This window comes from Aeromonas taiwanensis, from assembly GCF_000820165.1.
GTDB classification, from domain to species: Bacteria; Pseudomonadota; Gammaproteobacteria; order Enterobacterales; family Aeromonadaceae; genus Aeromonas; species Aeromonas taiwanensis.
In genome coordinates, this window is sequence record NZ_CDDD01000015.1 from 1 (window position 1) to 26327 (window position 26327).

The following is a 26327-nucleotide window of genomic DNA, read 5'->3' on the forward strand; positions in this document are numbered from 1 at the left end:
TGAACTACTTACTAATTCAGTGAGAGCGACGCAACACACTAGCTCAGTTGTGATTCACGTCAGCTTTTTCAGATTGAAGATTTTTGCCTGGCGGCAATAGCGCAGTGGAACCACCTGACCCCATGCCGAACTCAGAAGTGAAACGCTGTAGCGCCGATGGTAGTGTGGCATTCGCCATGCGAGAGTAGGACACTGCCAGGCACCCATTTCAAGATTGCGCGCTGAGCGTGGTCTTTACCGGTTAGTGTGCTGATATGGCTCAGTCGGTAGAGCGCATCCTTGGTAAGGATGAGGTCCCCAGTTCGATTCTGGGTATCAGCACCATTTTTAAGTAAGCAGCTTTAAACGCTTTTTGCCTGACGGCATTAGCGCCGTGGAACCACCTGAACCCATGCCGAACTCAGAAGTGAAACGCGGTAGCGCCGATGGTAGTGTGGCATTCGCCATGCGAGAGTAGGACACTGTCAGGCACCTATTCAGAAGAGGCCTCCCATTCGGGAGGCCTTTTTGCGTTTCTGCCATCCCCCTCTCTTCTGGCGGTTTTTTAGTAAAAATGCTGGGCTATCAAGGGATTGCTCGTTACTCTTTAGCCGTTGCCGATTAACACGTGATGCTGCCAGCGAGGTATTGATGGCTACGTTGAAGGAAATAGCACAGGAGGCGGGTGTCTCGCTCGCGACCGTATCCAGGGTGTTGAACGAGGATCCCAGCCTGAGCGTCAAGGAAGAGACCAGACATCGGATCTTCGAGATTGCCGAGCGTCTGGAGTACAAGACCAGCAGTGCCCGCAAAGGGGTACACAAGAGCAAGCTGCATTTCCTGGCGGTCTATGCCTACCCGCAGAGTACCGAGGTCAACGACCCCTATTACCTCGCCATCCGCTACGGCATCGAGAGCCAGTGTGCCCGCCTCAATATCGAGTTGACCCACTGCTACAGCGGTGCGGAAGGGCGTGAGCTCTCCGCCGTCGACGGCATCCTGGTCATCGGGCATCTGCCCGAGGAACGTCTCGCCGCGCTTCACTCCCTCTCTGCCCAGCTGGTGTTCGTCGATTGCCGCTCCCGGGGGGAGTTCGACTCGGTCGACGTGGATCTGGCGCTCATCAGCCAGCAGGTGGTGGATTTCTTCATCGCCCAGGGCCATCAGCGCATCGGTTATATCGGTGGCCAGGACGATGGGCCCGATCTGCGGGAGCTTGCGTTTCTCGACTACGGGCAGCGGCTGGGGGTGGTGCAGGAGCAGGATCTCTATCGCGGGGATTTCTCCAGTGCCTCCGGCTACAAGCTGGCGAAGGAGATGCTGGCCGGCGACTGGCCCAGGGCGCTGTTCGTTGCCTCCGATTCCATCGCCATCGGCGTGCTGCGTGCCATCCACGAGAAGGGGCTGGCTATTCCCCAGCAGATCGAGCTTATCAGCGTCAACGATATCCCTACCGCCAAGTTCACCTTCCCGCCGCTCTCCACGGTGCGGATCCACTCCGAGTTGATGGGCTCCCAGGGGGTCAATCTGCTGGTTGAAAGGCTGCGTGACGAGCGGGATATCCCGCTGCGGGTGCTGGTACCGAGCAAGCTGACTCTGCGTGGTACCACTCAGTAGTTTTAGTAAAATGAAATGGATTTTAGCCGCACCATCTTGCAGTGGTGCGGCAGCTCTTCCTGGTAAATCTCTTTCCCATCAGTAGCCAGCGAACTAGTATCATATTGTTATATATCGAATTAATTGTCAGTAAACCTGTGCTCGTCAACATCCATGCCAGCCCTCTCTGCTCCACCTTCTTTTATCCTCCGCTTCTGATCTCACTCACAAAACCATCCAGCCATTGTGATCAGGTTAAAACTTTACCGATCCAAAACTGATATTTAGTAAATATTTATCTAGAGTTTACCCAGTCAAAGTTGCCTTGTTCCGGGAGGACATGTGAATAACTGGGAAAACGTCCAATTCGTTGGTGAAAACAGGCTGGCCCCGCGCGCCTACTTCTTCTCTTATGCCGAGCACGGGCTGGCGGCCACCATGCAGCGTGAGCTGAGCCGCCGCTTCCTCTCCTTGAGCGGCCAGTGGCAGTTCCACTACTTCGACCACCCCCTGCAGGTGCCGGAGGCCTTCTATCACAGCCCCATGAACGAGTGGGGCCAGATCACCGTGCCCAACATGTGGCAGATGGAAGGGCATGGCCAGCTGCAATACACCGACGAGGGTTTTCCCTTCCCCATCGACGTGCCCTTCGTGCCGACCAACAACCCCACCGGCGCCTATCAGCGCAGCTTCACGCTGAGCCAGGCCTGGGACGGTGAGCAGGTGATCATCAAGTTTGACGGGGTGGAGACCTACTTCGAGGTCTATGTGAACGGCCACTACGTCGGCTTCAGCAAGGGCAGCCGCCTCACCGCCGAGTTCGATATCAGTGCCTACGCCAAGGTTGGCGAGAACCTGCTCTCGGTGCGGGTGATGCAGTGGGCGGACTCCACCTATATCGAAGATCAGGACATGTGGTGGATGGCGGGGATCTTCCGCGACGTTTATCTGGTGGGCAAACCGGCCGCCCATGTGCAGGACTTCTTCATTCGCACCGCGCTGGCTGACGACAACCAGAGCGCCACCCTGAGCTGCGATATCCAGCTGGAGAACCTGGGCGAGTCGGCCCGAGATCACCGTCTGGTCTGGTCGCTGCTGGATCAGGGCAGCGAGATCGCCAGCGGCTCGCTCGACCATCTCGCCATCGACGGCAAGTGTGATTGCCGCTTCACGCTGGATCTGGCCAACCCCCATCTGTGGAGCGCCGAAGATCCTTACCTCTATCAGCTGCAACTCTCCCTCTATAACGGTCAGGGCGAGCTGCTGGAAGTGATCCCGCAGCGGGTCGGGGTGCGTGAAATCACCGTCAAGGATGGCCTCTTCCATGTCAACGGCCACTACCTCAAGCTGCACGGGGTGAACCGCCACGACAACGACCACCTCAAGAGCCGCGCGGTCGGCATGGATCGGGTGGAGCGCGACATCGTGCTGATGAAGCAGCACAACCTCAACTCGGTGCGTACCGCCCACTACCCGAACGACCCGCGCTTCTACGAGCTGTGCGACCAGTACGGCCTGTTCGTGATGGCAGAGACCGACGTGGAGACCCACGGTTTTGCCAACGTCGGCGATCTCAGCCGCATCACCGACGACCCTTTCTGGGAGCCGGTGTTCGTGGATCGCATCGAGCGCCACGTGCACGCCCAGAAGAACCACCCCTCCATCATCATCTGGTCGCTGGGCAACGAGTCCGGCTATGGCTGCAACATCAGGGCCATGTACCGGCGCTGCAAGGGGATCGACCCGACCCGGCTGGTGCACTACGAAGAGGATCGCGATGCCGAGGTGGTGGATGTGGTCAGTACCATGTATTCGCGCGTTTCCCAGATGAACTGCTTTGGCGAGTTCCCGATGGATAAGCCGCGCATCCTCTGCGAATACGCCCACGCCATGGGCAACGGCCCGGGTGGTCTCAGCGAATACCAGCAGGTGTTCGACCGTCATCCCCACATACAGGGTCACTACATCTGGGAGTGGTGCGATCACGGCATTCTGGATCAGGACGAGCAGGGCCGCCCCGTTTACAAGTACGGTGGCGACTATGGCGACTACCCCAACAACTACAACTTCTGCATGGATGGCCTCATCTATCCGGATCAGACCCCGGGGCCTGGCCTGCGCGAATACAAGCAGGTGATCTGCCCGGTCAAGGTGCGCGCGCTGGATCTGGCGAGCGGCAAGCTGGAAGTGGAAAACCGTTACTGGTTCTCCAATCTCGACGACATCCGTCTGCTGGTCGAAGTGAAGGCGGAGGGCGAGCTGCTGGCCAGCCAGCAAATCCGGCTGGAAGGGGTGGCCCCCGGTGCCACCACCGAGTTGCAACTCGAGCTGCCATCCCTCGATGGGCGGGAAACCTTCGTCCAGCTGCGGGTCATCAAGGCCAGTGCTACCCGCTACAGCGCGGCGGAGCACGAACTGGGCCAGTACCAGTTCCAGCTGAAAGAGTCGACTCGTCAGTTGCAGCCCTTTGCCAATCCCAATGCCACTGCGCTGCAGATTGCCGATGAGCGCCTCGCGCTGACCTTGAGCGGCAGCGGCTTTGCCCTGCGCTTCTCGCGCCTCGACGGCCAGCTGGTGAGCTGGCAGCAGGATGGCAATGAGCTGATCGAGCGCTCGCCCCGCCTCACCTTCTTCAAGCCGATGATCGACAACCACAAGCAGGAGTACGAGAGCCTGTGGCACCCGAACCACCTGCAGATCATGCAGGAGCACTTCCGTACCTTGAGCTGGCGTCAGCTGGGCGAGGCGGTCGAGGTGACGGTCGAGAGCCTGATCGCCCCGCCGGTGTTCGACTTCGGTATGCGTTGCCGCTACGTCTACACCCTTAGCCCGAACGGTCAGCTGCACGTGGCCCTGTCCGGTCAGCCCTACGGCGGTTATGACGACATCATTCCCAAGATCGGTTTCGAGCTGGGTATTCGTAAGGATCTCGACCGGGTGCACTACTACGGCATGGGTCCGGGCGAGAACTATCAGGACAGCCGCCAGAGCAACTGGATCGACAGCTTCCAGAGCACAGTGGGCGAGATGTGGGAGCACTACCCTTTCCCGCAGGACAACGGCAACCGCCAGCAGGTGCGCTGGGCGACCCTGACCAACCGTCACGGCGCCGGTCTCTACGTGCGGCCCGATGCCCCCATCAACCTGAGCGTCTGGCCCTACAGCTGGGAGCATATCCACGCGGCGCAGCACATCAATGAGCTGGAACCGAGTGGCTATCTCACCCTCAATCTGGATCACAAGGTGCTGGGGCTGGGTTCCAACTCCTGGGGCTCCGAGGTGCTGGACTCCTGGCGGGTGCGCTTCGAGCCGTTCAGCTTCGGTCTGACCCTGCTGCCCATCGCCCGTGGCAACCTCAATCCGGCTGCGCTGGCCGGGCTCGATCTCACCATCAACGGCGGGAGGAACCTCGCATGATCACCCTGGACAACCTGACCCTGTTCAAAAACATCTACCGGGAGGGCAAGAAGTGGGGCCGCTGCGTGGAGGCCATCGACAACCTGGCCAACCTCAAGCCCGGTATCTGCCACTCCATCGGTGACTCCCTCACCTATCGCTTGCAGGAGGGGGCCAGCCCGGCCACCTCACTGTTCGAGGGGCAACGCCGCTACTTCGACGTTCACTACTACCTGGAAGGGGCAGAGACGGTGGAGTGGGCTGCCAAGTCGGATCTGCGGGTCGAACAGGCTTACGACGACACCACAGACCGCGAGTGGCTGGCTGGCGAGGTGCGTGAGCGCCAGCAGGTCGGCAACGGCCAGGTGGTGATCTTCGAGAACGACGAGGCTTACCGATTCGTCGGCGACAGCCCGGTGCGCAAGGTGATCATCAAGGTCACCGTCGAAGGCGGCTACTTCAAAAACAAATAACAAGCCGCCGGTTCTGCACTGACAAAGCCGGAAGGGCGGGGCTCACCCTACAAATCATGCCCCGCTCTTTCGCTGCAATAACTACAGGTCTGGAGATGCACCATGTCTGATTCCAAACGCAATACGATAGGCAAGTTTGGTCTGCTGTCGCTCACCTTCGCGGCGGTATTCAGCTTCAACAACGTCATCAACAACAACATCGAAATCGGTCTGGCTTCGGCCCCGATGTTCTTTCTGGCCACCATTTTTTACTTTATTCCGTTCTGTCTGATCATTGCGGAGTTCGTGTCACTGAACAAAAACTCCGAAGCGGGGGTGTACGCCTGGGTGAAGAGCTCCCTCGGCGGTCGCTGGGCCTTTATCTCCGCCTACACCTACTGGTTCGTGAACCTGTTCTTCTTTACCTCGCTGTTGCCGCGGGTTATCGCCTACGCCTCCTATGCCTTCCTGGGCTACGAATACATCCTCACCCCGCTGACCACCACTTGCTTAAGCATGATCCTGTTCGCCCTGGCGACCTATGTCTCCACTAACGGCGCCAGGATGCTGGGCCCCATCACCTCGGTGACCTCGTCCCTGATGCTGCTGCTGACACTCTCCTACATCCTGCTGGCAGGTGCGGCTCTGGTGGGCGGCGTGCAGCCGGCAGACCCCATCACGGTAGAGGCCATGATCCCCGATTTCAGCTGGGCCTTCCTGGGTATTACGACCTGGATCTTTATGGCAGCCGGTGGCGCCGAGTCAGTGGCGGTCTACGTCAATGACGTGAAGGGCGGCTCCAAATCCTTCGTGAAGGTGATCATCGTCGCCGGCATCTTTATCGGGGTGCTCTACTCCGTCGCGTCCCTGCTGATCAACGTCTTCGTGCCGAGCGGCACCCTGAAATTTACCGGTGGCTCGGTGCAGGTGTTCGAGGGGCTTGCCGCCTACTTCGGCTTGCCGGAGATCCTGATGAACCGCTTCGTGGGTCTGGTCTCCTTCACCGCCATGTTCGGCTCCCTGCTGATGTGGACGGCCACCCCGGTGAAGATCTTCTTCTCCGAGATCCCGGCCGGCATCTTCGGCAAGAAGACGGTCGAGCTGAACGAAAACGGCGTGCCCGCCCGCGCAGCTTGGATCCAGTACCTCATAGTGCTGCCGCTGATGGTGATCCCGACCCTGGGCTCCAACACAGCACAGGATCTGATGAACACCGTCATCAACATGACCGCCGCCGCCTCCATGTTGCCGCCGCTGTTCATCATGCTGGCCTACCTGAATCTGCGGCTGAAGCTCGATCACCTGCCGCGGGAGTTCAAGATGGGGTCGCGCACCACCGGCATCGCCGTGGTGTCGGTGCTGATCGTCCTCTTCTCGGTGGGCTTCCTCGCCTCCACCTTCCCCACCGGCGCCGACATCATGACCATCATCTTCTACAACGTCGGCGGGATCGTGATTTTCCTCGGTTTTGCCTGGTGGAAATACAACAGATACGAGGCCTCCCTCAGCGCCGAGGCGCGCGCGAAAGAGGCCCAGCCGGCGGCGCAGGTCGCCATGCAGGCGCCATAGGCACTGCATTGAATCCCAATCAGACAGGGTGGCCGTTGGCCACCCGCAAACCATTGAGCCAGATAAGGAGAAGAGCATGAGCGAGACGATCGAGTTTGCCGAATTCAAGCGGGTCGAGATGAAGGTGGGCAAGGTGCTGGAGGTGGTGCGCCACCCCGGGGCCGACAAACTCTATATCGTCCAGATCGACGTGGGGGGCGAGCGACCGCTGCAGACCGTCACCAGTCTGGTGCCTTACTACAGCGAAGAGGAGCTGATGGGCAGCGAGGTGGTGGTGCTGACCAACCTCAAGCCCACCCGAATGCGCGGTGAGCGCTCCGAGTGCATGCTGCTCTGCGCCGAGACCCCGGACGAGAGCCAGAGCGTGCTGTTGCAGCCGCGGGTGCCGATGGCACCGGGCACTCCGATCGTCTGACTGGTTTTGCGAGCTGGTGCGGTGAGACTGCACCGGTTCACCAACGAGGCCGCCCAAGCGGCCCGATCATAACAAGAGAGTAAAGCGCAGGGCCGACAGACCCTTGCCAAACACATCACAGAGTCACAGCGTTACCCGCAGGGAGCGCGAGTCCACTGGAGGACACCATGTCTGAATCCGTACGCGGCACCATCGGCAAGTTTGCCCTGTTGTCGATGACCTTTGCCGCCGTGTTCAACGTGCGCAACATCGTCAACAACAACATCGAGCTGGGGCTGAGCTCCGCCCCCATCTTCCTGCTGGCGACCCTCGTCTACTTCATCCCGTTCGTCTTCATCATTGCCGAGTTCGTCTCGGCCAACAAAAACTCCGAGTCGGGCATGTACGACTGGCTTAAAAAACCGCTCGGCACCCGGTTGGCCTATCTGGGCTCGTTCCTCTACTGGTTTGTGAACCTGTTCTGGTTCGTCTCATTGCTGCCCAACGTCATCGCCTATGCCTCCTACGCCATGCTGGGCTATGAGTACAGCTTCTCGCCCATGGTCACCTCGGTCATCTCCATCGTGCTGTTTGCGGCGGCGACCCACATCTCCACCAAGGGGGCGAGCTGGCTCGGCAAGATTGCCGAGATCGTGGCCTACGGGGTGTTTGCCCTGTTCGCCATCTATGTGCTGGGTGCCCTGATGGCCCTCGGCGGCGATCACGTGCCGGCCCAGCCGATTACGCTGGAGGCCATGACCCCCACCGTCAACTGGGCGACGCTCGGTATCATGTGCTGGATCTTCCAGGCGGCGGGCGGTGCCGAGACGGCAGCGGCCTACCTCAATGACGTGAAGGGGGGCCAGAAATCCTTCATCAAGGTGATCATCAGTGCCGGCGTCGTCATCGGTGCCATGTATGCGGTCGGTTCCCTGCTGGTGAACGTGTTCGTACCGCGCGAGAGCCTCACCTATGCCGGCGGCATGGTGGAGATCTTCACCGGCATGGCCCAGTACTTCCAGCTGTCGGAGGCGCTGGTGGGCCGCTTCGTCGGCGTGGTGCTGTTCATCGCCATGTTCGGCTCCATGATGATGTGGACCTCGGCGCCGGTGAAGATCCACTTCTCCGAGATCCCGCAAGGGGTTTACGGCGAGAAGACCACCCAGCTCAACGAGCACGGCGTGCCGGTGCGCGCCGCCTGGTGGCAGTTTGCCTTCGTGTTCGTGATGCTGGTGGCCAACGGCTTCGGCTCGGAATCCGTGCAGCAGATGATGAACACCGCCATCAATCTCACCGCCGGTACCGCCATGTTGCCGCCGATTTTCATCATGGTGGCCTACTTCGTGTTCCGCTGGAAACATGACGACACTCCCCGCGAGTTCCGCATGGGATCGCGCAAGTTCGGCATGGCGGTGGTGTCGGTGCTGATCGCCATCTTCGTGGTGAGCATGAGCGCCTCCGCCTTCCCGGCCGGGGTGGATCTGGTGCGCGCCTTCTTCATCAACGTCTTTATGACGGCTGTCTTCTCGGCGCTGGCCTACTGGTGGATCTCCCGCTTCGAGAAGCGGCAGGCCCGCAAGCAGGCCACCGGCACAGTTGGCGGCAAGCTGGCCAAGCAGAGCTGAGCAAGCCAAAAGAGCAACGGGTGACTCGGTCGCCCGTTTTTTTGGTGAAAAGCGCGGGCAGGGGTGGTTTCCGAGTGGCCCCTTGTCCGCTTAACAAAATGAAACAAATGAGGTAGTCGCTCAACTTTGCGCCTCCCGCTTATCGGGGTAAGCTGGGGATCCGTTTCAACAGGAGCTGTGCCACAGCTCCTGTTGTGTTTCCTGTCTTCCCCGATCACCGGCCCTGCGCGGGGACGGGATCTGCTTTCACCGGAGACCGCTCGTGCGTCTGGATCCTTTTACCTCTGTACTGATTGCCGTGGTCGCGCTGGCCTCGTTCTTCCCCTGCGAGGGGCAGGTGGCCGTCTGGTTCGGTCTGCTGACCAAGCTGGCGGTGGCGCTGCTCTTCTTCATGCATGGTGCCAAGCTGTCGCGCCAGAACCTGCTGGCGGGCCTCGGCCACTGGCGGCTCCATCTGGTGGTGATGGCCAGCACCTTCCTGCTGTTTCCGCTGCTGGGGTTGCTGCTCACGCCGCTGGTGCCCAACTGGCTGAGCCCGGCCATCTACCTCGGTTTCCTCTACCTCTGCGCCCTGCCCGCCACCGTGCAGTCGGCCATTGCCTTCACCTCCATGGCCGGCGGCAATGTGTCGGCGGCGGTGTGCAGCGCCTCGGCCTCCAGCATCCTCGGCATCTTCCTCTCGCCGGTGCTGGTGGGGCTGATGATCAATGTGCAGGGGGAGGGGGTCGATACCTGGCACTCCATTCAGGCCATCATGGTGCAGCTGATGCTGCCATTCGTGGTGGGCCACCTGTCGCGCCCCCTCATTGGCCGCTGGGTCGACAGCCATCGGCCGCTCATCGGCAAGCTGGATCAGAGCTCCATCCTGCTGGTGGTCTATGTGGCCTTCAGCGAGGCGGTGGTGCAGGGGATTTGGCACCAGGTCGGCTGGTACGATCTCGCCAGTATCGTGCTGCTGAGCTGTGTGCTGCTGGCACTGGTGCTGGGCTGGAACGTCTGGATCAGCCGCCGCCTCGGTTTTGGCAAGGCGGACGAGATCACCATCGTCTTCTGCGGCTCCAAGAAGAGCCTGGCCAACGGGGTGCCCATGGCCAACGTCATGTTCCCGGCTGCCAGCGTCGGGGTCATGGTGCTGCCCCTGATGATCTTCCACCAGATCCAGCTGATGGTGTGCGCCGTGCTGGCTCGTCGCTACCACGAGCAGGAGACGGTGCCCCAGGTGCAGCAGGGGTAAGACGTCCGGATAAAGAAGAGGGAGGCCAGTGGGCCTCCCTCTTTCGTTTGCCGCCTCGTCAGCGTTTGCGCCAGACGGTGAGCTGGGCCACCGTGTGCTGGTACTTGCGGGCGGTCTCGCGGATGACGAAGGGGACATCCCTCGGGGGCATGTGCTCCTCGAACTCCTCCGCCAGCAACCGTTGCAGCGCCTGATAGGTACCGAGGGCCTCGCCATTTTCCCGGATGCCGCCGAGCCAGTTGGCCTTGGGGGTGTAGTCGGTCAGCCAGGTGTAGGGGCTGGTGAGGACCAGCAGGCCGCCGCTGCGCAGGCGCGGGGCAATGTCCCGCAGGAAGCGGGCGGGTTCCCGCAGCCGGTCAATGAGGTTGGAGGCGAGCACCAGGTCATAGTCGCCGTATTTGGGCTTGAGGTTGCAGGCATCCCCCTGGCTGAAGTGGACGCGGTCGGCCTGCTCGCGGCCGAGCTCATGGCGGGAGAGCCGCGCCTCGCAATACTCCACCAGGTCTCCTTCCACCGGCACCGCGTAGCGGAAGCTGTCCTGGCTGGCGAGCGCCAGCGCCACGTCGATAAAGCGGGCCGAGTAGTCCACCCCGTCCACGTGGGCGAAGTGGCGCGCCAGCTCGAAGCTGGCGCGGCCGGTGGCGCAGCCGATGTCGAGCGCCCGCTCATGGCGGCTGCACAGCTCGCTGGCAAGGCTGGCCAGAGCCTGGGCGTAGTTGGCGACCCCGAAGTGGCTCGGACCGTACTGGAAGTCGAGGTACTGAGCGACGAGCGTGTCGGTTTCATAGGGATTCACGATGACGGGCTCCTGATGGCGGGATACCAGATAGCGAAAGCCCGCATGCTGGAAGAAGTGGCGACGGAAGGCGTAGCGGGAGGACTTGAGCGCCTCGTTGCCGGTACTGATCCAGCTGCCCCCTTTGATGAGGGTGTGCTTGCCATCGAAGGTGGGGGTGGAGAAGTCGTCGTAGAGGGGATGCACCTTGAACCCCTCGAAGCCGTCGATGGCGGTGCTGGTCCACTGCCAGACGTTGCCCACCAGATCGAAGAAGCTGCCCTGGGGGCAGGCATCCACCGGACAGGCGGAGGCGAAGCGGGCCAGGTTGAGGTTGCCGGGGGCCTCGATCCAGTCCGGCTGATCGCCGGCCAGTTGTTCGCGCAGCAACATCCACTCCGCCTCGCTCGGCAGCTGGATGGGCAGCCCGGTCTGATCCGCCTTCCAGCGGCAGAAGGCGGCGGCCTCCAGCTGGTTCACCTCCACCGGCCAGTCCCAGGGCATGGGGACCTGCCCGGTCATCAGCCGCAATTGCAGTTGTTCGGGCTCGGCGGGATCGCCGACCCAGAAGGTGGGCATGCGCGCCCCGGCATACTGGCGCCAGCCCCAGCCTTCGTCATCCCACCAGGCGCGGGTCTCGTAGCCACCGGCCTGCACGAAGTCGAAAAATTCTGCGTTGCTCACCAGCATGCGGCTGGCCTGGAAGGGGGCCAGTTCGATATGGCGCTCGCCATATTCGTTGTCCCAGCCGTAGGTGGCGTCCTGCTTGCCGAGGCGCACCCGGCCGCCGGCTACCGGCAGCAAGGTGTTGGCAGGCACTTCGTCACGGCGATGGCGCGCCTCGGGGCTGACCGGCCACTGGGGCTGGCTGCGCACCCAGGCGAGCGGCAGCTGGCGGATCAGCACGCTGGAGGTCTCGAGATGGATGCGCTCGTGCTCTATCCCCATCAGGATGACCCAGGCCGGGCTCTGCCAATGGATGGGCAGCTCGATCGGCATCTGTTCGATGAAATCACACACCAGGGCGCGCACCCGGCCGCGATAGGCGCGCAGCTCGCTGACGGAGGGCCAGTCGTAATGGGTCTCGTCCAGATCGTCCCAGCTCATCTCGTCCACCCCGATGGCGACCATGGCCTCGATGCGGGGATCGAGGCGCCCTTCGATGAGGCGGGCCGCCAGCAGTTTGTTGACGAAGAAGGCGGCGGTGTGGCCGTAGTAGAAGATGAGCGGGTGGCGCAGGGGGATCGCCTTGTCAAACCAGGCCCGCTCGTCGGCCAGGCACTCGAACAGGGAGTCATAGAGATCAAACGTCTGGCAGAAGTAGGCGAGCAGCTCGCGGCGCTTGTGCTCGGGATCCGTGCCGGTCAACAGCGGGGTTCGTGTGGGGGCGGGCAGGCCCTCTGGGGTGACGAAGGGGTGGCTGGCTTGGGTCACGCTCTGACTCCTTGTTGGTATGCATCGATGGAGTGCTCTATACGCACCAGGTATCACTATTGGCTCAACAGACCGGCGCGACAACAAAAAACTGTCGGGGTCTGCCGTGATGGTCGGGGGCCGCCAGGGGAAACGCATCCCCGTCCGGGCATGGCCAGTTTTGCCAACATATGGTCTAAATGGCACCTTACAGCCTGATGACATGACCAGGTAAAATAGAAAAAATCATATAAATCATTCAATTGAGATTATGGCACAGGGATTGCCATCATCTGGTCCGAACGAGATCGATCGGGCCGGGATCGGCCATCAACAGGGAGAGAGACATGAAGTGGATTCTGGGGGTGATGCTGGCGCTGGGGCTGGGGGGCTGCAACCAGCTGGATTATACCCTGGTGAGGGGGAGTGGCCCCGTCATCGAGCAGCATCGTGGCCTGGGCCAGCAGGTGACCCGGGTGGAGGCGGCAGTGCCGGCCAGCATCCACCTGAAGGCGGGGGAGCAGAGGGGCATAGTGATCCGCGGGCAGGAGGATCTGCTGCCCTATCTGGTGCTGACGGAGCGGGACGACACCCTGGAGATGAAGGTCAGGGATGGCTACCGGTTCGAGCTCTCCGAGCCCATCGACATCGACATCACCCTGCCCCGGGTCGAGGCGCTGGCCCTGGCGGGCCTGGCTCGCGGCGACTTGAGCGGCTTCAAGGGGAATGAGCTGGTGCTGTCGGTGGCGGGCCTGGGCGACATCGTCGCCGATCGGCTGGAGGTAAACCGGCTGGAGGGCAACGTGGCCGGGGCGGGCAGCCTGGCTCTGGGGCAGGGCTCGGCCAGAGAGATCGAGCTGAACGTGGCCGGTGCCGGCGGCGTCTCGGGCGAGGGGTTCGAAGGCAGGGAGGTCGAAGTCAACATCGCGGGCAGCGGCGACGTCAAGGTGCGGGCCAGCGGGCAGCTGAAGATCGGCATCGCCGGTGCCGGCTCGGTCGGTTACTGGGGCGATCCCGCCCTGACCAGCGAGATCGCGGGCTCCGGCCGGGTGAGCCGGCTGGGGGGCTGAGTCGTCCGCCTTATCCTGATAAAGACGCAGGCCCGGCAGGGCCTGTTTTGTTATCCGCGGATGTTGGGCCTTGTCTCAGGCGAGGGGCAGGGCGAGGCGATGATCCGCATTCAGGCGCATCAGCAGCCACTGCATGCCGGCGAGGTGCTGGTGGTCGTGGCTGACGAGCAGCCGCACCAGCCCATCCAGAGTCACCTCCCCATAGTTGCCGTAGCGTGCCCGGCGCTGCCAGGCGTCGGACGGCACCGTATTCAGCCAGTCGACCGTCTCGCTGCGGGCGGTGCGAAAGCGCGCCAGCTGCACGGCGGGATCCTGCTGCCGATACTGGTTGTCTTGCGCCAGCTGATAGCCATCGAGGGAGGCCAGTTCGGGCAGGTGCTCAGCCAGGGTGCGGCGAAAGCGCACCTGATAGCCCAGGGTTTCGATGTCCAGCAGGTGGCAGAGGTGGCCCCGGGCGCTGAAACGCTCGGAGGGGATCCCGGCCCAGTTGGCAGGCTCCCAGTCCAGATGGTCGGCTGGAACTTGTGCCAGCAGCTGCTCAAATTGATCCGGCATGGCCAGCAATGTGGTGAAGAGAGGCATCCTTGTTTCTCGTTCCTTGTGTCTCGGGGCCGCCAGCATGGTGGCGGCCACCAGGTCTGGCCCCTTACTTCTGGGCCGCGTCGCCCAGATGGCGGGCGTGGAAGCGCAGGTGCGCCTCGATGAAGCTCGCCACGAAGTAGTAGCTGTGGTCGTAGCCGGGGTGACGGTTGAGCTCGAGGGGCCAGCCCTTGGTGCCGGCCACCTCGGCCAGGGTGTCGATGCCGAGCTGTTCGGTCAGGAAGGGGTCGTCCAGCCCCACGTCCACCAGGGTCGGCAGGGGCGGGCTGTCGTGATGGCGCAGCAGCTGGCAGGCATCCCACTCCTGCCACAGCAAGGGGTTGTTGCCGAGGTAGGCGCCGAGCGCCTTCTGGCCCCAGGGGCAGCGGCTCGGGTGGCTGATGGGGCTGAAGGCCGACACCGAGCGGTAGCGACCGGGTTCGCGCAGGGCGGCGATGAGGGCACCGTGGCCCCCCATGGAGTGGCCGCTGATGGCGCGCTTCGTCGAGACCGGGAAGTGGGTCTCGATGAGATCGGGCAGCTCCCGGGTGACGTAGTCGTACATCTGGTAGTGGTCGCGCCAGGGGTGCTGGGTGGCATTGACGTAGAAGCCGGCCCCCATGCCGAGGTCATAGCCGGGATCGTCCGCCACTCCCTCGCCGCGGGGGCTGGTGTCCGGTGCCACCAGGGCGATGCCGAGCTCGGCGGCGATGCGCTGGGCCCCGGCCTTCTGCATGAAGTTCTCGTCGGTGCAGGTGAGGCCGGAGAGCCAGTAGAGCACGGGCACCTTCTGGCCGGTGAGGGCTCGGGGTGGCAGATAGATGGCGAAGCGCATCTCGCAATCGAGCACGGTGGAGCGGTGGCGATACTGCTTGTGCCAGCCGTCGAAGCTCTTGTTGCTGCTGATGATGTCCAGATTCATCGAAGGACTCCTTGCCCCGCCCATGTATCGATGGGCGGGGCTCTCATGGGATCAGTAGTGGATGACGGTGCGGATGCTCTTGCCTTCGTGCATCAGATCGAACGCCTCGTTGATCTGCTCGAGGGGCATGGTGTGGGTGATGAAGTCGTCCAGTTTGAACTCACCCTGCATGTAGCGCTGCACGTAGCTCGGCAGTTCGCTGCGACCGCGCACGCCGCCGAAGGCGCTGCCGCGCCACACCCGGCCGGTGACCAGCTGGAACGGACGGGTGCTGATCTCCTGGCCCGCACCGGCCACGCCGATGATGACCGACTCGCCCCAGCCCTTGTGGCAGCACTCCAGCGCCGCGCGCATCACCTTGACGTTGCCGATGCACTCGAAGGAGAAGTCGACGCCGCCGTCGGTCATCTCGACGATCACCTCCTGGATGGGCTTGTCGAACGTGTTCGGGTTGATGCAGTCGGTGGCGCCCAGCTTGCGGGCCAGCTCGAACTTGCTCTCGTTGATGTCGATGGCGATGATGCGTCCGGCCTTGGCCAGGCGTGCGCCTATGATGGCGGAGAGGCCGATGCCCCCCAGCCCGAAGATGGCGACGCTCTCACCCTCTTTCACCTTGGCGGTGTTCATCACGGCGCCGATGCCGGTGGTGACGCCGCAGCCCAGCAGGCAGACCTCTTCCAATGGGGCGGCCGGGTCCACCTTGGCGATGGAGATCTCCGGCAGCACAGTGTATTCGCTGAAGGTGGAGGTGCCCATGTAGTGGTAGATGGGCTGGCCATCCTTGGAGAAGCGGGTGGTGCCGTCCGGCATCAGCCCCTTGCCCTGGGTGGCGCGGATCTTCTGGCACAGGTTGGTCTTGCCGGACTTGCAGAACTTGCACTCGCCGCACTCGGGGGTGTAGAGCGGGATCACGTGATCGCCCACCTTGACGCTGGTGACGCCCTCGCCGACGGATTCGACGATGCCGCCGCCCTCGTGGCCCAGGATGCAGGGAAAGACTCCCTCCGGATCCTCACCGGACAGGGTGAAGGCATCGGTGTGGCAGACGCCGGTCGCGACGATCCGCACCCGCACTTCACCGGCCTGGGGCGGCATGACCTCGACCTCTTCGATGGAGAGGGGCTGGCCCGGTCCCCAGGCGATGGCGGCCTTACACTTGATGCTTTGAACCTGTGCCATGAATGACGTCCTCGTAGTGGTTGGATGAACGGAAATGAGTTCGGAGATCCAGTGTAGTTTCCCGCCGATTTGGTGATAATAAGGTGAAATCTGAAATCACTTTTACACACAGGTAATAATGTTCGGCTGGGAAGGGGTCTGTGAATTTGTCAGCGTGGCGGAGCAGGGGGGCTTTACCCCGGCCGCGCGCAAGCTCGGGGTCTCGGTGGCCCAGGTGAGCCGCCAGGTGGCGCAGCTGGAAGACAGGCTGCAGGCCAAGTTGCTGCTGCGCACCACCCGCCAGGTGCGGCTCACCGAGCTCGGGGAGATCTATTTTCGCCACTGCCGCCAGCTGCTCGACAACCTCTACGAGGCGGAGCTGGCGGTGGGGCGCCATCAGGCGGTGCCCCAGGGCACCCTGCGCATCACGGCCCCGGTCTCCTACGGCGAGAGCCGCATCGCCCCTCTGGTGAACGACTTCATGGTGCGCTTCCCCCAGCTGGAGGTGACCCTCAACCTCACCAACCAGCTGCTGGACCTGGTGCACGAGGGGTTCGATCTCGCGATCCGCCTCGGCCACCTCAAGGACTCCAGCCTGGTTGCGCGCAAGCTGGCGCAGCGGGTGCCCTATGTGTGCGCCTCCCCGGCCTACACCGCCCGCCATGGCATGCCCAACAGCCTCTCCGAACTTGCCCGTCACACCTGTTTGGTGGGCAACAGCGACGAGTGGCACTTCACCCTGAACGACAAGCCCCACAGCGTGCGGGTCCACGGCCTGCTGCAATGCAACAGCGGCCACGCCCTGCTGGATGCAGCCCTCAAGGGGATCGGCATCATCCAGCTGCCGGACTACTACGTCAGCGACCATCTGGCCAGCGGCGAGCTTATCGAGTTGCTGCCGGAGCTGCGGGCCCCGGCGGAGGGGATCTGGGCCCTCTATCCCCACAACCGCCACCTCTCCCCCAAGGTGCGGCTGCTGGTGGACTACCTGGCCGAGCGCCTCAGCGACCCCCATCAGCCCGCCCTGGTGCGGCCGGTTGGTTGAGCGTTCAAAAAGAAAAGGCCCGCACAAGCGGGCCTTTTTGCATGGCATGAAGGACGGGGCTATTCCCGCTCCTTGACGTAGGGGGTGCCGAGGGCCTTGGGGGCCACCGCCTTGCCGATGAAACCGGCGAGCAGGAAGACCGTCAGTATGTAGGGCAGTGCCTCGATGGCCTGCACCGGGATCGGGAAGTCGCCGATGCTGACCCCTTGCAGCCGGATGGCGACCGCGTCGAGGAAGCCGAACAGCAGGCAGGCCGCCATGGCGTTCCAGGGGCGCCACTTGCCGAACACCAGGGCCGCCAGGGCCATGAAGCCCTTGCCCGCGCTCATGTTGGGGATGAACTGGGCGGTCTGGGCCACCGCCAGATAGGTGCCCCCGATGCCGGCCAGCAGGCCGCCGATGATGAGCGCGGTGTAGCGCATGCGCACCACGGAGATACCGGCGGTGTCCACCGCTGCCGGGGCCTCGCCCACCGCCCGCAGGCGCAGGCCGAAGCGGGTGCGGAACAGCACCCACCAGGCCAGGGGCACGGCGGCGAACGCCACGTACTCCAGCAGGGAGTGACCGCTCAGGAGCTCGCTGTAGAGCTGGCCGATGACGGGCACGTCAAAGAGCTCCTTGGCGTAGGGCAGGTCGATGGGAGCGAAGCGGGCATCACCGGAGAGCGCCGGCGTCTGGCCGCCCTGATCGAACCAGTAACGGCCCAGGGTGACGGTCAGGCCGGCTGCCAGGATGTTGATGGCCATGCCGCTTACCACCTGATCCCCCCGGTGGGTGATGGTGGCGAAGCCGTGCATCAGGGCGAACAGGATGGAAACGCCCACCCCGACCCCCAGCCCAATCCAGGCGGAGCCGGTGACGGCCGCCGCAGCCGCGCTCGCGAAGGCAGCTGCCAGCAGCTTGCCCTCCAGGGCGATGTTGACCACCCCGGAGCGCTCGCAGAACATCCCCGCCATGGCAGCGAGAATGAGCGGCGGCGCGGTACGAATGGTGGCATCCAGCATCAATATCAGCGTTTCGAACATGGTCAGGCTCCTTTGACTTGCGCGGCCGTGCGGTTGGCGAAGGCCAGGTAGGCCTGCTCGATGCGCGGGCGCAGCATGTGCTCCAGCGCGCCGCAGAACAGGATCACCAGACCCTGCAGCACCACGACGATGTTGCGGTCCACCCCGAACTCGAAGCTGAGCTCGGCGCCGCCCTGGTAGAGGAAGCCGAACAGCAGGCTGGCGATGATGACGCCGACCGGGTGGTTGCGGCCCATCAGCGCCACTGCTATGCCGGTGAAGCCAAAACCTTCCACGAAGTTCAGCTTGATCTGGTGCAGCTCACCCTGCAGCACGTTGAGGGCGAAAAAGCCCGCCAGCATGCCGGAGATCACCATGGCCAGGATCACCACCCTGGGGTAGGAGATGCCCGCATAGGCGGAGGCACTCTGGCTCGCACCCACGGAGCGGATCTCGTAGCCCCAGCGGGTATGCCAGATGAAGACCCAGACCAGGAGCGCGCAGATCAGCGCCCAGAAGAAGCTGATGTTGAGCGGGCTGTTCGGGACTTCCATGCCGAAGCCGGCCAGCAGTTCGCTCATCTTCGGCAGCCAGCTCGCCTCGGCGAACACCTTGCTCTCGGTGGCCATGGAGCCCGCCGGCTTGAAGATGTCGACCAGCAGGTAGGCCATCAGGGAGGCGGCGATGAAGTTGAACATGATGGTGGTGATGACGATGTGGCTGCCGCGTTTGGCCTGCAGCCAGGCCGGGATGAAGGCCCAGGCCGCGCCGAACAGGCCGCCGGCGATGATGGCCAGCGGCAGCAGCAGGGCGAACGGCAGCACGTCGCCGAGCAGCAGGCAGACCAGACCGACGCCGAGGCCGCCGATATAGGCCTGCCCCTCACCGCCGATGTTGAACAGGCCGGCGTGGAAGGCCACCGCCACCGCCAGACCGGTGAAGATGAAGCCGGTGGCGTAGTAGAGGGTGAAGCCTATCCCTTCGCCGGTGCCGAAGGCGCCATACCACATGATCTCGGCGGCATCGACCGGGTTGATGTCGAGGTAGTAGAACAGGATGGCCGACACCAGGAAGGCCAGCAGGATGTTGAGCGCGGGCAGGACGCCCACGGAGATCCAGGCGGGAACACGTGCTTGGCTCATGGGCGAGCCTCCTTGGCAGTCTCGTCGGGGGCGGTCATCCGGCCCACGGTGTTGCGAATGGGTTGCTGGCTCATGGGGTCACTCCCTGGGGCTGGCTGGCCGCCACCTCGTCGGGAACTATGTTCGCCATCATCAGGCCTATGGTGCGTTCATCCGCCCTGGCGCCGTCCAGCTCGCCGACGATGCGGCCATCGGCGATGACCAGGATGCGATCGGAGAGGCTCATGATCTCGTCCAGCTCCACCGACACCAGCAGCACGGCCTTGCCCTTGTCGCGCATGGCGATGATCTGCTGGTGGATGTACTCGATGGCGCCGATGTCGACGCCCCGGGTCGGCTGACCGACCAGCAGCACGTCCGGATCCTGCTCCACCTCCCGGGCGATCACCAGCTTCTGCTGGTTGCCGCCGGAGAAGTTCGCGGTCTTGTGCTCCGGGCTCGGCGGGCGCACGTCCCACTTGTCCATCTTGGCCTGGCAATCCTGGCGGATCGCCTCCTTGTCCTGCAGCCAGCCCTTGTTGTACTGGGCACGGCGGTGATAGCCGAGGATGAAGGCCTCTTTCGCCTCGAAGCGATTGATGAGCCCCATCTTGTGCCTGTCTTCCGGGATGTGGCCGAGGCCGAAGTTGCGCACCTGCTCCGGGTCCGCCGGGTGGCTCAGGCTCACCTCGTGGGTCTGCTCCCCGACGAGGGTGAAGCTGCCCTTGCTCGGCTTGAGGATGCCGCCGAGCAGGCTGAGCAGCTCGGACTGGCCGTTGCCGGAGACCCCGGCGATGCCGACCACTTCCCCGGCGCGCACCGCGAAGCTGACGGACTTGACCCGCTCCACCCCGGCGTCATCGACGTAAGAGAGGCCCTCGACCTTGAGCTTGGCCTCGCCCGGATGGGCGCTGCCCTTGTCGACCTTGAGGCGCACCTTGCGGCCCACCATCAGTTCGGCGAGCTGCTCCTTGTCGGTGTCTTTGGTGGCGACGTGGGCCACCATCTCGCCCCGGCGCATGATGGAGACCTGATCCGTGATGGCCAGGATCTCCCGCAGCTTGTGGGTGATGAGGATGATGGTCGCCCCCTGATCCCGCAGCTTCCTGAGCACCTCGAACAGGTGGTCCGCCTCTTGCGGGGTCAGCACCCCGGTCGGCTCGTCCAGGATCAGGATGCGGGCGCCGCGATAGAGCGCCTTGAGGATCTCGACCCGCTGTTGCAGGCCCACCGGCAGATCCTCGACCTTCTCGTGCAGCGGCACCTCGAGACCATAGTCCCGGGCCAGCTCGCCGAGCAGTTTTTCGGCCGCCGCCAGGCTCTTGCCCAGGTGCCAGCCGTTTTCCGCGCCGAGAATGACGTTCTCCAGCACGGTGAAGTTGTTCACCAGCATGAAGTGCTGGTGCACCATGCCCACGCCTGCGGCAATCGCATCTTGTGAGCCATGGGGTTTGAAGGGTTTACCGTCGATCAGCATCTCGCCTTTGTCGGCGTGGTAGAAACCGTAAATGATGCTCATCAGGGTCGACTTGCCGGCGCCGTTTTCACCGACGATGCCGTGAATGCTGCCTTTACGAACCTGGAGGTCGATCTGCTTGTTGGCGTACACGTCGCCGAACCGCTTATCGATACCTCTTAATTCGATGGCATAGCGATCTGTCTGGTCCATGATGCAGTCCTTGCGGGTCATGAAGTAGAGACTAAAAACCGGCCCCTGCGGGCCGGTCATCACAGGTTGAGAGTCGTAGCAATGACTCAGTACTTACAGGCGTTGTCGCTCATGTAGTCGTGCACCTTGATCTTGCCGGCGATGATGTCGGCCTTGATGCTCTCGACCTTGGCCTTCATCTCCGGGGTGATCAGCTTGGCGTTGTTGTCGTCCAGCGCCCAGTCCACACCGCCTTCGGCCAGACCCAGGGACTGGATGCCCGGCTTCCAGCTGCCCTTGGCGGCGTCATCCCAGCTCTTGTACGCAGCCAGACCCACGGACTTGACCATGGAGGTCAGCATGGTGCCCGGTTGCAGGTGGTTCTGGTTGGAATCCACGCCGATGGCCAGCTTGCCTTCGTCCTTGGCAGCCTGGTAGACACCGATGCCGGTACCGCCGGCGGCGGCATAGACCACGTCCGCGCCCTTGGCGAACTGGGACTTGGCCAGCTCGGCACCCTTGGCCGGGTCAGCAAAGGCCGCCGGGGTGGAGCCGGTCATGTTCTGGTAGACGTCGATCTTCGGATTGATGTACTTGGCGCCCTGCTCGTAGCCGCACTCGAACTTGCGGATCAGCGGGATGTCCATGCCGCCCACGAAGCCGACCTTGCCGGTCTTGGAGGCGATGGCGGCCAGTGCACCCACCAGGAAGGAACCTTCATGCTCCTTGAAGATGAGGGACTGCACGTTCGGCTTGTCGACCACCATGTCGATGATGGTGAACTGGGTGTTCGGGAACTCGGTGGCGACCTTCTCTACCGCAGAGCCCATGTTGAAACCGACGGCGACGATGGGGCCGTTGCCACGGCTGGCCAGACGGCGCAGGCCCTGCTCGCGCTGGGCTTCGTTCTGGGGCTCGAACTCCTTGACCTTGACGCCTTTGTCCTTGTTGTAGACTTCGACGCCGTTGCGGAACACGGCTTCGTTGAAGGACTTGTCGAATTTGCCGGCGGTGTCATAGATGACGGCGGGCTCGGAGGCTGCCTGGGCGGACAGGGCAGCGAGGGTGAGGGCGGCCACGGTGGCCAGCTTGAGCACTTTAGTCACGATCGTATCCTTGATTGTTATGTTGAGGGTCCACAACCCGCCGTAGCAGCAGGCTATAAAGCACGCTGGCTAACTGTAAGTGAGCCAGTCTGTGGGTCAAGGGGATCATAGAGGAAAAACGTTTGCGTTAACGGTTTGAAATATAAGCAAATTGCCTTATAAGTGTTTGTTTTTGTGCTTTTTTGCAGATTTAAATTCTGGGATTAATAGGTGCCGATCGACATTTATCTTTGTATTCATAGTGTTATGCGCAACCGTTTTCCTCCCTCGATGAAAAAAGTGGTGCCTATCGACGCCGATTACCGTGCCACGGCCGCTGCCGCCGAGGCGGGCTGACGCGCCCCTTGTCGCCCCGGCTTGGTCTCTGGCCCCGCAGGCCGTATAATCGCCGCCTGTATAAATAAACAGGAGTGGTGATGGACGTTTCAACCCTGCTCGACGGGCTCAACGACAAACAACGTGATGCCGTTGCGGCCCCTCGCTGCAACCTGCTGGTGCTGGCCGGCGCCGGTTCGGGCAAGACCCGGGTGCTGGTGCACCGCATCGCCTGGCTGATGCAGGTGGAACGCTGCTCACCCTTCTCCATCATCGCCGTGACCTTTACCAACAAGGCGGCGGCCGAGATGCGCGGCCGGGTCGAGAAGGTGATCGGTGACGGCGTGCGGGGCATGTGGATCGGCACCTTCCACGGCATCGCCCACCGATTGCTGCGGGCCCACCATCTGGATGCGGGCCTGCCCCAGGACTTCCAGATCCTCGACTCCGACGACCAGTACCGCCTCATTCGCCGGGTGCTCAAGGCGCTCAATCTCGACGAGAAGCACTGGGCTCCCCGCGCCGTCATGGGCTACATCAACGGCAAGAAGGACGAGGGGCTGCGCCCCGGCGACATCGATCTTTACGGCGACCCTGTCACCCGCACCTATCAGCAGATCTACAAGACCTATCAGGAGACCTGTGATCGCTCCGGTCTGGTGGATTTTGCCGAGCTGCTGCTGCGCGCCCACGAGCTGTGGCTGAACAAGCCCCATATCCTCGAGCACTACCGCGATCGCTTCCAGAACATCCTGGTGGACGAGTTCCAGGATACCAACGGCATCCAGTACGCTTGGCTGCGGATGCTGGCCGGCGACACCGGCAAGGTGATGATCGTCGGCGACGATGACCAGTCCATCTACGGCTGGCGCGGCGCAAAGATAGAGAACATCCAGCGCTTCCTGACCGACTATGAGGGGGCGCAGACCATCCGCCTCGAGCAGAACTACCGCTCCACCGCCAATATCCTCAAGGCCGCCAACAGCGTCATCGCTAACAACGCCGAGCGCCTCGGCAAGGAGCTGTGGACCGAGGGGGCCGAGGGGGAGCCGATTTCGCTCTACGCCGCCTTCAACGAGGTGGACGAAGCCCGCTTCGTGGTCGGCCGTCTCAAGGATTGGAAAGAGAAGGGGGGTCTGCTCGCCGACTGCGCCATCCTCTATCGCTCCAACGCCCAGTCACGGGTGCTGGAAGAGGCGCTGATGCAGGACGCCATGCCGTACCGCATCTACGGCGGCCTGCGCTTCTTCGAGCGCCAGGAGATCAAGGACGCCATGGCCTATTTGCGCCTTATCAACAACCGTGGCGACGACGCCAGCTTCGAGCGGGTGGTCAACACGCCGACCCGCGGCATCGGCGATCGCACCCTGGAGATCTTGCGCAATAACGCTCGCGATCAGGGCCAGAACCTGTGGCAGTCCGCCAAGGCGTTGCTCAATGACAAGGTGCTGACCGGCCGCGCCGGCAACGCGGTGCGCGGCTTTGTCGAGCTGATCGACGCGCTGGAGGAGCAGGTCTCCCTGCTGCCGCTGCACCAGCAGGCGGACATTGCCATCCAGCACTCCGGCCTCAAGGCCATGTATCTGGCGGAGAAGGGCGAGAAGTCCCAGGCGCGGGTAGAAAACCTGGACGAACTGGTCACCGCCTGCCGTCAGTACCAGCGTCCTGACGAGCTGGAAGACATGAGCGATCTCTCCGCCTTCCTCGCCCACGCGGCGCTGGAATCCGGTGAGAATCAGGCGGACGAATATGCCGATGCGGTGCAGCTGATGACCTTGCACAGCGCCAAGGGGCTGGAATATCCCCTGGTGCTGCTGGTCGGCGTCGAAGAGGGGATGTTCCCCAGCCAGCAATCCACCGAGGAGTCGGGGCGGCTCGAGGAGGAGCGGCGCCTCTGTTACGTGGGCATGACCCGCGCCATGGAGAAGCTCTACATCTGTTATGCCGAGAGCCGCCGCATCTACGGCCGCGAGATGTTCCACAAGCCGAGTCGCTTTATCCGCGAGATGCCCGCCGAGTGTCTGGAAGAGATCCGGCTGCGCACTCAGGTCAGCCGCCCCACCCAGTACGGCCGCTTCAGCCAGAACGAGGTGCAGCAGAGCTTCGACGCCAGCGGCATCAAGCTCGGCCAGCGGGTGCTCCATCCGAAATTCGGGGAGGGGATAGTGCTCAACTTCGAAGGGGTCGGCCAGCAGAGCCGGGTACAGATCCAGTTCGATGACGTCGGCGCCAAGTGGCTGGTGACGGCGTATGCCCGCCTTGAGGTGCTCTGATTTCTTCCGCTTTTTGACGCAATCAACCCGGCTTAGGTCGGGTTGGTCTCTATATAGGTCATTACGGTAGCCTTCATGGAGCAACCGTATGATTATGCTTATCTACTAATTTCTGCACTCTGATGAGAATAAAAAGCATGATGGATTTTAGAAAGAAGTTTGTAACTTCAAATGATATGCTGTGAAAAACTTAAGAGGAAATGTATCAAAATGGATTCTAGCTTTATTGATATCGATATTTTGACTTCAACGATTCGCAACCCAGCATCAAAAAATACTTTCTAGATTCAATTAGATCATATAAGGCTGGAGCACTACGTGCATCTCTAACCTCTGCGTGGGTTGCATTGGTATATGACCTTATCGCAAAGTATCGTGAGTTGAGCGCTAATGGTGAGAACTCGGCAGCTACTTTTATCCAAACATGGGATAATGCCAATGTTAATCAGGATTTAAAGAAGCTTTTAGAGTTAGAAAAAGACATTCTTAGTCATGCAACAAATACAACTCAGATACTGAACACGATGGACTTCAGACAACTGTCTCGCCTACGTGAAGATAGGCACCTATGTGCCCATCCTGCTTACTCTGCAGAAGCAGAACTTTTTGAACCATCAGCCGAATTAGTTAGACTTCATCTTAAAAATGTAGTCGGCCTTGTATTGGCATGCGAGCCTAGACAGGGAAGAGCGATATTCGAATTATTTAATGTCGATGTTCAATCAGTTGGATTCCCGACAAAGCACGAACAGATTGTAGATTACGTTGAGCAAAGATATCTTCAACGTGTAAGAACAGCGAACATTTCTAATTTTGGAATAATTCTGGCCAAGTCATTAATTAAAGCCATTCCTTCTGAATGGGAAGCGCATAATGGAAAGATTATATCTTCTCTCGTTGCTGTACGGGATCGTAGTTCAGAAACATGGCGCGATGTTGAAACCTCTGTAATAAGACTGCTTGACAATGCCGGCCCTGAACATCGAATTAGAACAATAGCTTTTCTTGCTAATTTTCCTGCATTTTTCGAACAATTACAAGAACCTACCAAGATTGCACTTCAAGAGACTGCAAACAATATAAACCCTCTTGAAATAACTGATTATAGAGTGTTGAGAGGTGTTATGGTTCCACAACTCCGCAATGCAATCTTAAGAGTGATTGCTGGACTAGATACACCATCTGTATTGAGAGCAATATCTCAAACGACCATTCCTGAGCTATGGGAACGTGGGATAGAAATATATCGTGAGTCGGGAAGCTTTCGTGGTTCTGAGGATAATTTCAGACAACTAGTGTTACCATTTGCCGAGCGAATGAATAGCAATCAAGTTAATTCATTACTAGACGCTGTTTTATCAAATGGGCAGAACTGGGATGCATCAGAAACACCATCATTACTATTAGTAGCATTGCAAAATATAGCACCTGAGAATAGGCCAGCAAGAGAATCAATGACTCGATTCTATGTGCGCTGCACTGAATTACGTCAGACACGATCGTATACGCGAATTTTTGATCTTTTCACTAGTTTTGGTTGGGTAAGGCCAGAAACTGAAGCAAACTAGTTACTAGGAACATGAAAACCCCATTTATTGTTAAGGCGTTGCTGATTAGGCCACGCCTTTTTTAGGTGATAATGTCCGCTAACTT

At 61.4% G+C, this 26327-nt stretch carries 19 protein-coding genes, 1 tRNA gene and 2 rRNA genes; 14 read left to right on the top strand and 8 right to left on the bottom strand.

Annotated elements, in window-relative coordinates; genetic code table 11:
* Nucleotides 1–86: 86 nt before the first annotated feature.
* The 10 genes from rrf (BN1136_RS02850) (at nucleotide 87) to BN1136_RS02895 (ending at nucleotide 10245) form a co-directional block, all read left to right on the top strand.
* Nucleotides 87–201 (top strand): 5S ribosomal RNA (gene rrf, locus BN1136_RS02850).
* Between the two features lie 47 nt (nucleotides 202–248).
* Nucleotides 249–324, top strand: a tRNA-Thr gene (locus tag BN1136_RS02855).
* A 31-nt stretch (nucleotides 325–355) separates the two neighbouring features.
* Nucleotides 356–470, top strand: a 5S ribosomal RNA gene (rrf, locus tag BN1136_RS02860).
* Between the two features lie 160 nt (nucleotides 471–630).
* Nucleotides 631–1596: a transcriptional regulator EbgR gene (gene ebgR / locus BN1136_RS02865; protein ID WP_043763536.1), complete on the top strand. Its 966-nt coding sequence runs from the start codon at nucleotides 631–633 to the stop codon at nucleotides 1594–1596.
* A 321-nt stretch (nucleotides 1597–1917) separates the two neighbouring features.
* Nucleotides 1918–4992 (top strand): beta-galactosidase subunit alpha, encoded by a 3075-nt coding sequence (gene ebgA / locus BN1136_RS02870; protein WP_043763533.1) that lies wholly within the window; start codon nucleotides 1918–1920, stop codon nucleotides 4990–4992.
* Nucleotides 4989–5444, top strand: a complete 456-nt coding sequence (locus BN1136_RS02875) for a beta-galactosidase subunit beta (protein WP_017785276.1) — start codon at nucleotides 4989–4991, stop codon at nucleotides 5442–5444. The genes ebgA and BN1136_RS02875 overlap by 4 nt, the downstream gene beginning before the upstream one ends.
* A gap of 102 nt (nucleotides 5445–5546) precedes the next feature.
* Nucleotides 5547–6992 carry an amino acid permease gene (locus BN1136_RS02880; RefSeq protein ID WP_043763527.1) on the top strand — a complete coding sequence of 482 codons (1446 nt, stop codon included), beginning with the start codon at nucleotides 5547–5549 and terminating at the stop codon, nucleotides 6990–6992.
* Nucleotides 6993–7068: 76 nt separating this feature from the next.
* Complete coding sequence (locus BN1136_RS02885; protein ID WP_026080427.1) at nucleotides 7069–7407, top strand: tRNA-binding protein; 339 nt, start codon at nucleotides 7069–7071, stop codon at nucleotides 7405–7407.
* Between the two features lie 167 nt (nucleotides 7408–7574).
* Entirely contained in the window at nucleotides 7575–9011 is a 1437-nt protein-coding gene (locus tag BN1136_RS02890; RefSeq protein WP_043763520.1) for an amino acid permease, read from the top strand.
* A gap of 262 nt (nucleotides 9012–9273) precedes the next feature.
* On the top strand, nucleotides 9274–10245 hold the full coding sequence (locus BN1136_RS02895; RefSeq protein WP_043763518.1) for a bile acid:sodium symporter family protein: 972 nt from the start codon (nucleotides 9274–9276) through the stop codon (nucleotides 10243–10245).
* Between the two features lie 58 nt (nucleotides 10246–10303).
* On the opposite strand, the gene ovoA is transcribed toward BN1136_RS02895, so the two are convergent.
* Nucleotides 10304–12454 carry a 5-histidylcysteine sulfoxide synthase gene (ovoA, locus tag BN1136_RS02900; protein WP_043763516.1) on the bottom strand — a complete coding sequence of 717 codons (2151 nt, stop codon included), beginning with the start codon at nucleotides 12452–12454 and terminating at the stop codon, nucleotides 10304–10306.
* Between the two features lie 326 nt (nucleotides 12455–12780).
* Here ovoA and BN1136_RS02905 point away from each other — a divergent pair, with 326 nt between their 5' ends.
* Nucleotides 12781–13503 carry a head GIN domain-containing protein gene (locus BN1136_RS02905; RefSeq protein ID WP_043763514.1) on the top strand — a complete coding sequence of 241 codons (723 nt, stop codon included), beginning with the start codon at nucleotides 12781–12783 and terminating at the stop codon, nucleotides 13501–13503.
* Between the two features lie 75 nt (nucleotides 13504–13578).
* Here the strand turns inward: BN1136_RS02905 and BN1136_RS02910 are convergent, their stop codons facing one another.
* From BN1136_RS02910 to BN1136_RS02920, 3 genes are all read right to left on the bottom strand, one after another.
* Nucleotides 13579–14085 carry a DinB family protein gene (locus BN1136_RS02910; protein WP_043763512.1) on the bottom strand — a complete coding sequence of 169 codons (507 nt, stop codon included), beginning with the start codon at nucleotides 14083–14085 and terminating at the stop codon, nucleotides 13579–13581.
* A 64-nt stretch (nucleotides 14086–14149) separates the two neighbouring features.
* Nucleotides 14150–15004, bottom strand: coding sequence for an S-formylglutathione hydrolase (gene fghA, locus BN1136_RS02915; RefSeq protein ID WP_043763508.1), 855 nt, complete (start codon nucleotides 15002–15004; stop codon nucleotides 14150–14152).
* Nucleotides 15005–15055: 51 nt separating this feature from the next.
* Nucleotides 15056–16183, bottom strand: a complete 1128-nt coding sequence (locus BN1136_RS02920; protein WP_010672469.1) for an S-(hydroxymethyl)glutathione dehydrogenase/class III alcohol dehydrogenase — start codon at nucleotides 16181–16183, stop codon at nucleotides 15056–15058.
* Between the two features lie 118 nt (nucleotides 16184–16301).
* On the opposite strand from BN1136_RS02920, the gene BN1136_RS02925 reads away from it, so the two are divergent.
* Nucleotides 16302–17207 (top strand): LysR substrate-binding domain-containing protein, encoded by a 906-nt coding sequence (locus tag BN1136_RS02925; RefSeq protein WP_043763504.1) that lies wholly within the window; start codon nucleotides 16302–16304, stop codon nucleotides 17205–17207.
* Between the two features lie 59 nt (nucleotides 17208–17266).
* On the opposite strand, the gene BN1136_RS02930 is transcribed toward BN1136_RS02925, so the two are convergent.
* The 4 genes from BN1136_RS02930 to BN1136_RS02945 all read right to left on the bottom strand — a co-directional run bounded on the left by BN1136_RS02930 (nucleotide 17267) and on the right by BN1136_RS02945 (nucleotide 22086).
* Nucleotides 17267–18232 (bottom strand): ABC transporter permease, encoded by a 966-nt coding sequence (locus tag BN1136_RS02930; protein WP_043763501.1) that lies wholly within the window; start codon nucleotides 18230–18232, stop codon nucleotides 17267–17269.
* 2 nt (nucleotides 18233–18234) lie between these two features.
* Nucleotides 18235–19353: an ABC transporter permease gene (locus BN1136_RS02935; protein WP_043763498.1), complete on the bottom strand. Its 1119-nt coding sequence runs from the start codon at nucleotides 19351–19353 to the stop codon at nucleotides 18235–18237.
* Between the two features lie 70 nt (nucleotides 19354–19423).
* On the bottom strand, nucleotides 19424–21001 hold the full coding sequence (locus tag BN1136_RS02940) for an ABC transporter ATP-binding protein (RefSeq protein ID WP_043763540.1): 1578 nt from the start codon (nucleotides 20999–21001) through the stop codon (nucleotides 19424–19426).
* Nucleotides 21002–21087: 86 nt separating this feature from the next.
* Nucleotides 21088–22086 (bottom strand): BMP family lipoprotein, encoded by a 999-nt coding sequence (locus BN1136_RS02945; protein WP_043763496.1) that lies wholly within the window; start codon nucleotides 22084–22086, stop codon nucleotides 21088–21090.
* A gap of 416 nt (nucleotides 22087–22502) precedes the next feature.
* Here BN1136_RS02945 and uvrD point away from each other — a divergent pair, with 416 nt between their 5' ends.
* Together uvrD and BN1136_RS20130 are read left to right on the top strand one after the other, a co-directional pair.
* Nucleotides 22503–24674, top strand: coding sequence for a DNA helicase II (gene uvrD, locus BN1136_RS02950; protein WP_043763493.1), 2172 nt, complete (start codon nucleotides 22503–22505; stop codon nucleotides 24672–24674).
* 380 nt (nucleotides 24675–25054) lie between these two features.
* Nucleotides 25055–26242 (top strand): hypothetical protein, encoded by a 1188-nt coding sequence (locus tag BN1136_RS20130; protein ID WP_152552646.1) that lies wholly within the window; start codon nucleotides 25055–25057, stop codon nucleotides 26240–26242.
* The last annotated feature ends 85 nt before the right edge of the window (nucleotides 26243–26327 follow it).

Bases quoted from the DNA above. Each gene is read 5' to 3' on its own strand.
- ebgR (WP_043763536.1), top strand. From the start codon at position 631: ATGGCTACGTTGAAGGAAATAGCACAGGAGGCGGGTGTCTCGCTCGCG.
- BN1136_RS02875 (WP_017785276.1), top strand. From the start codon at position 4,989: ATGATCACCCTGGACAACCTGACCCTGTTCAAAAACATCTACCGGGAG.
- BN1136_RS02880 (WP_043763527.1), top strand. From the start codon at position 5,547: ATGTCTGATTCCAAACGCAATACGATAGGCAAGTTTGGTCTGCTGTCG.
- BN1136_RS02885 (WP_026080427.1), top strand. From the start codon at position 7,069: ATGAGCGAGACGATCGAGTTTGCCGAATTCAAGCGGGTCGAGATGAAG.
- BN1136_RS02890 (WP_043763520.1), top strand. From the start codon at position 7,575: ATGTCTGAATCCGTACGCGGCACCATCGGCAAGTTTGCCCTGTTGTCG.
- BN1136_RS02905 (WP_043763514.1), top strand. From the start codon at position 12,781: ATGAAGTGGATTCTGGGGGTGATGCTGGCGCTGGGGCTGGGGGGCTGC.
- BN1136_RS02910 (WP_043763512.1), bottom strand. From the start codon at position 14,085: ATGCCTCTCTTCACCACATTGCTGGCCATGCCGGATCAATTTGAGCAG.
- fghA (WP_043763508.1), bottom strand. From the start codon at position 15,004: ATGAATCTGGACATCATCAGCAGCAACAAGAGCTTCGACGGCTGGCAC.
- BN1136_RS02920 (WP_010672469.1), bottom strand. From the start codon at position 16,183: ATGGCACAGGTTCAAAGCATCAAGTGTAAGGCCGCCATCGCCTGGGGA.
- BN1136_RS02925 (WP_043763504.1), top strand. From the start codon at position 16,302: ATGTTCGGCTGGGAAGGGGTCTGTGAATTTGTCAGCGTGGCGGAGCAG.
- BN1136_RS02930 (WP_043763501.1), bottom strand. From the start codon at position 18,232: ATGTTCGAAACGCTGATATTGATGCTGGATGCCACCATTCGTACCGCG.
- BN1136_RS02935 (WP_043763498.1), bottom strand. From the start codon at position 19,353: ATGAGCCAAGCACGTGTTCCCGCCTGGATCTCCGTGGGCGTCCTGCCC.
- BN1136_RS02940 (WP_043763540.1), bottom strand. From the start codon at position 21,001: ATGGACCAGACAGATCGCTATGCCATCGAATTAAGAGGTATCGATAAG.
- uvrD (WP_043763493.1), top strand. From the start codon at position 22,503: ATGGACGTTTCAACCCTGCTCGACGGGCTCAACGACAAACAACGTGAT.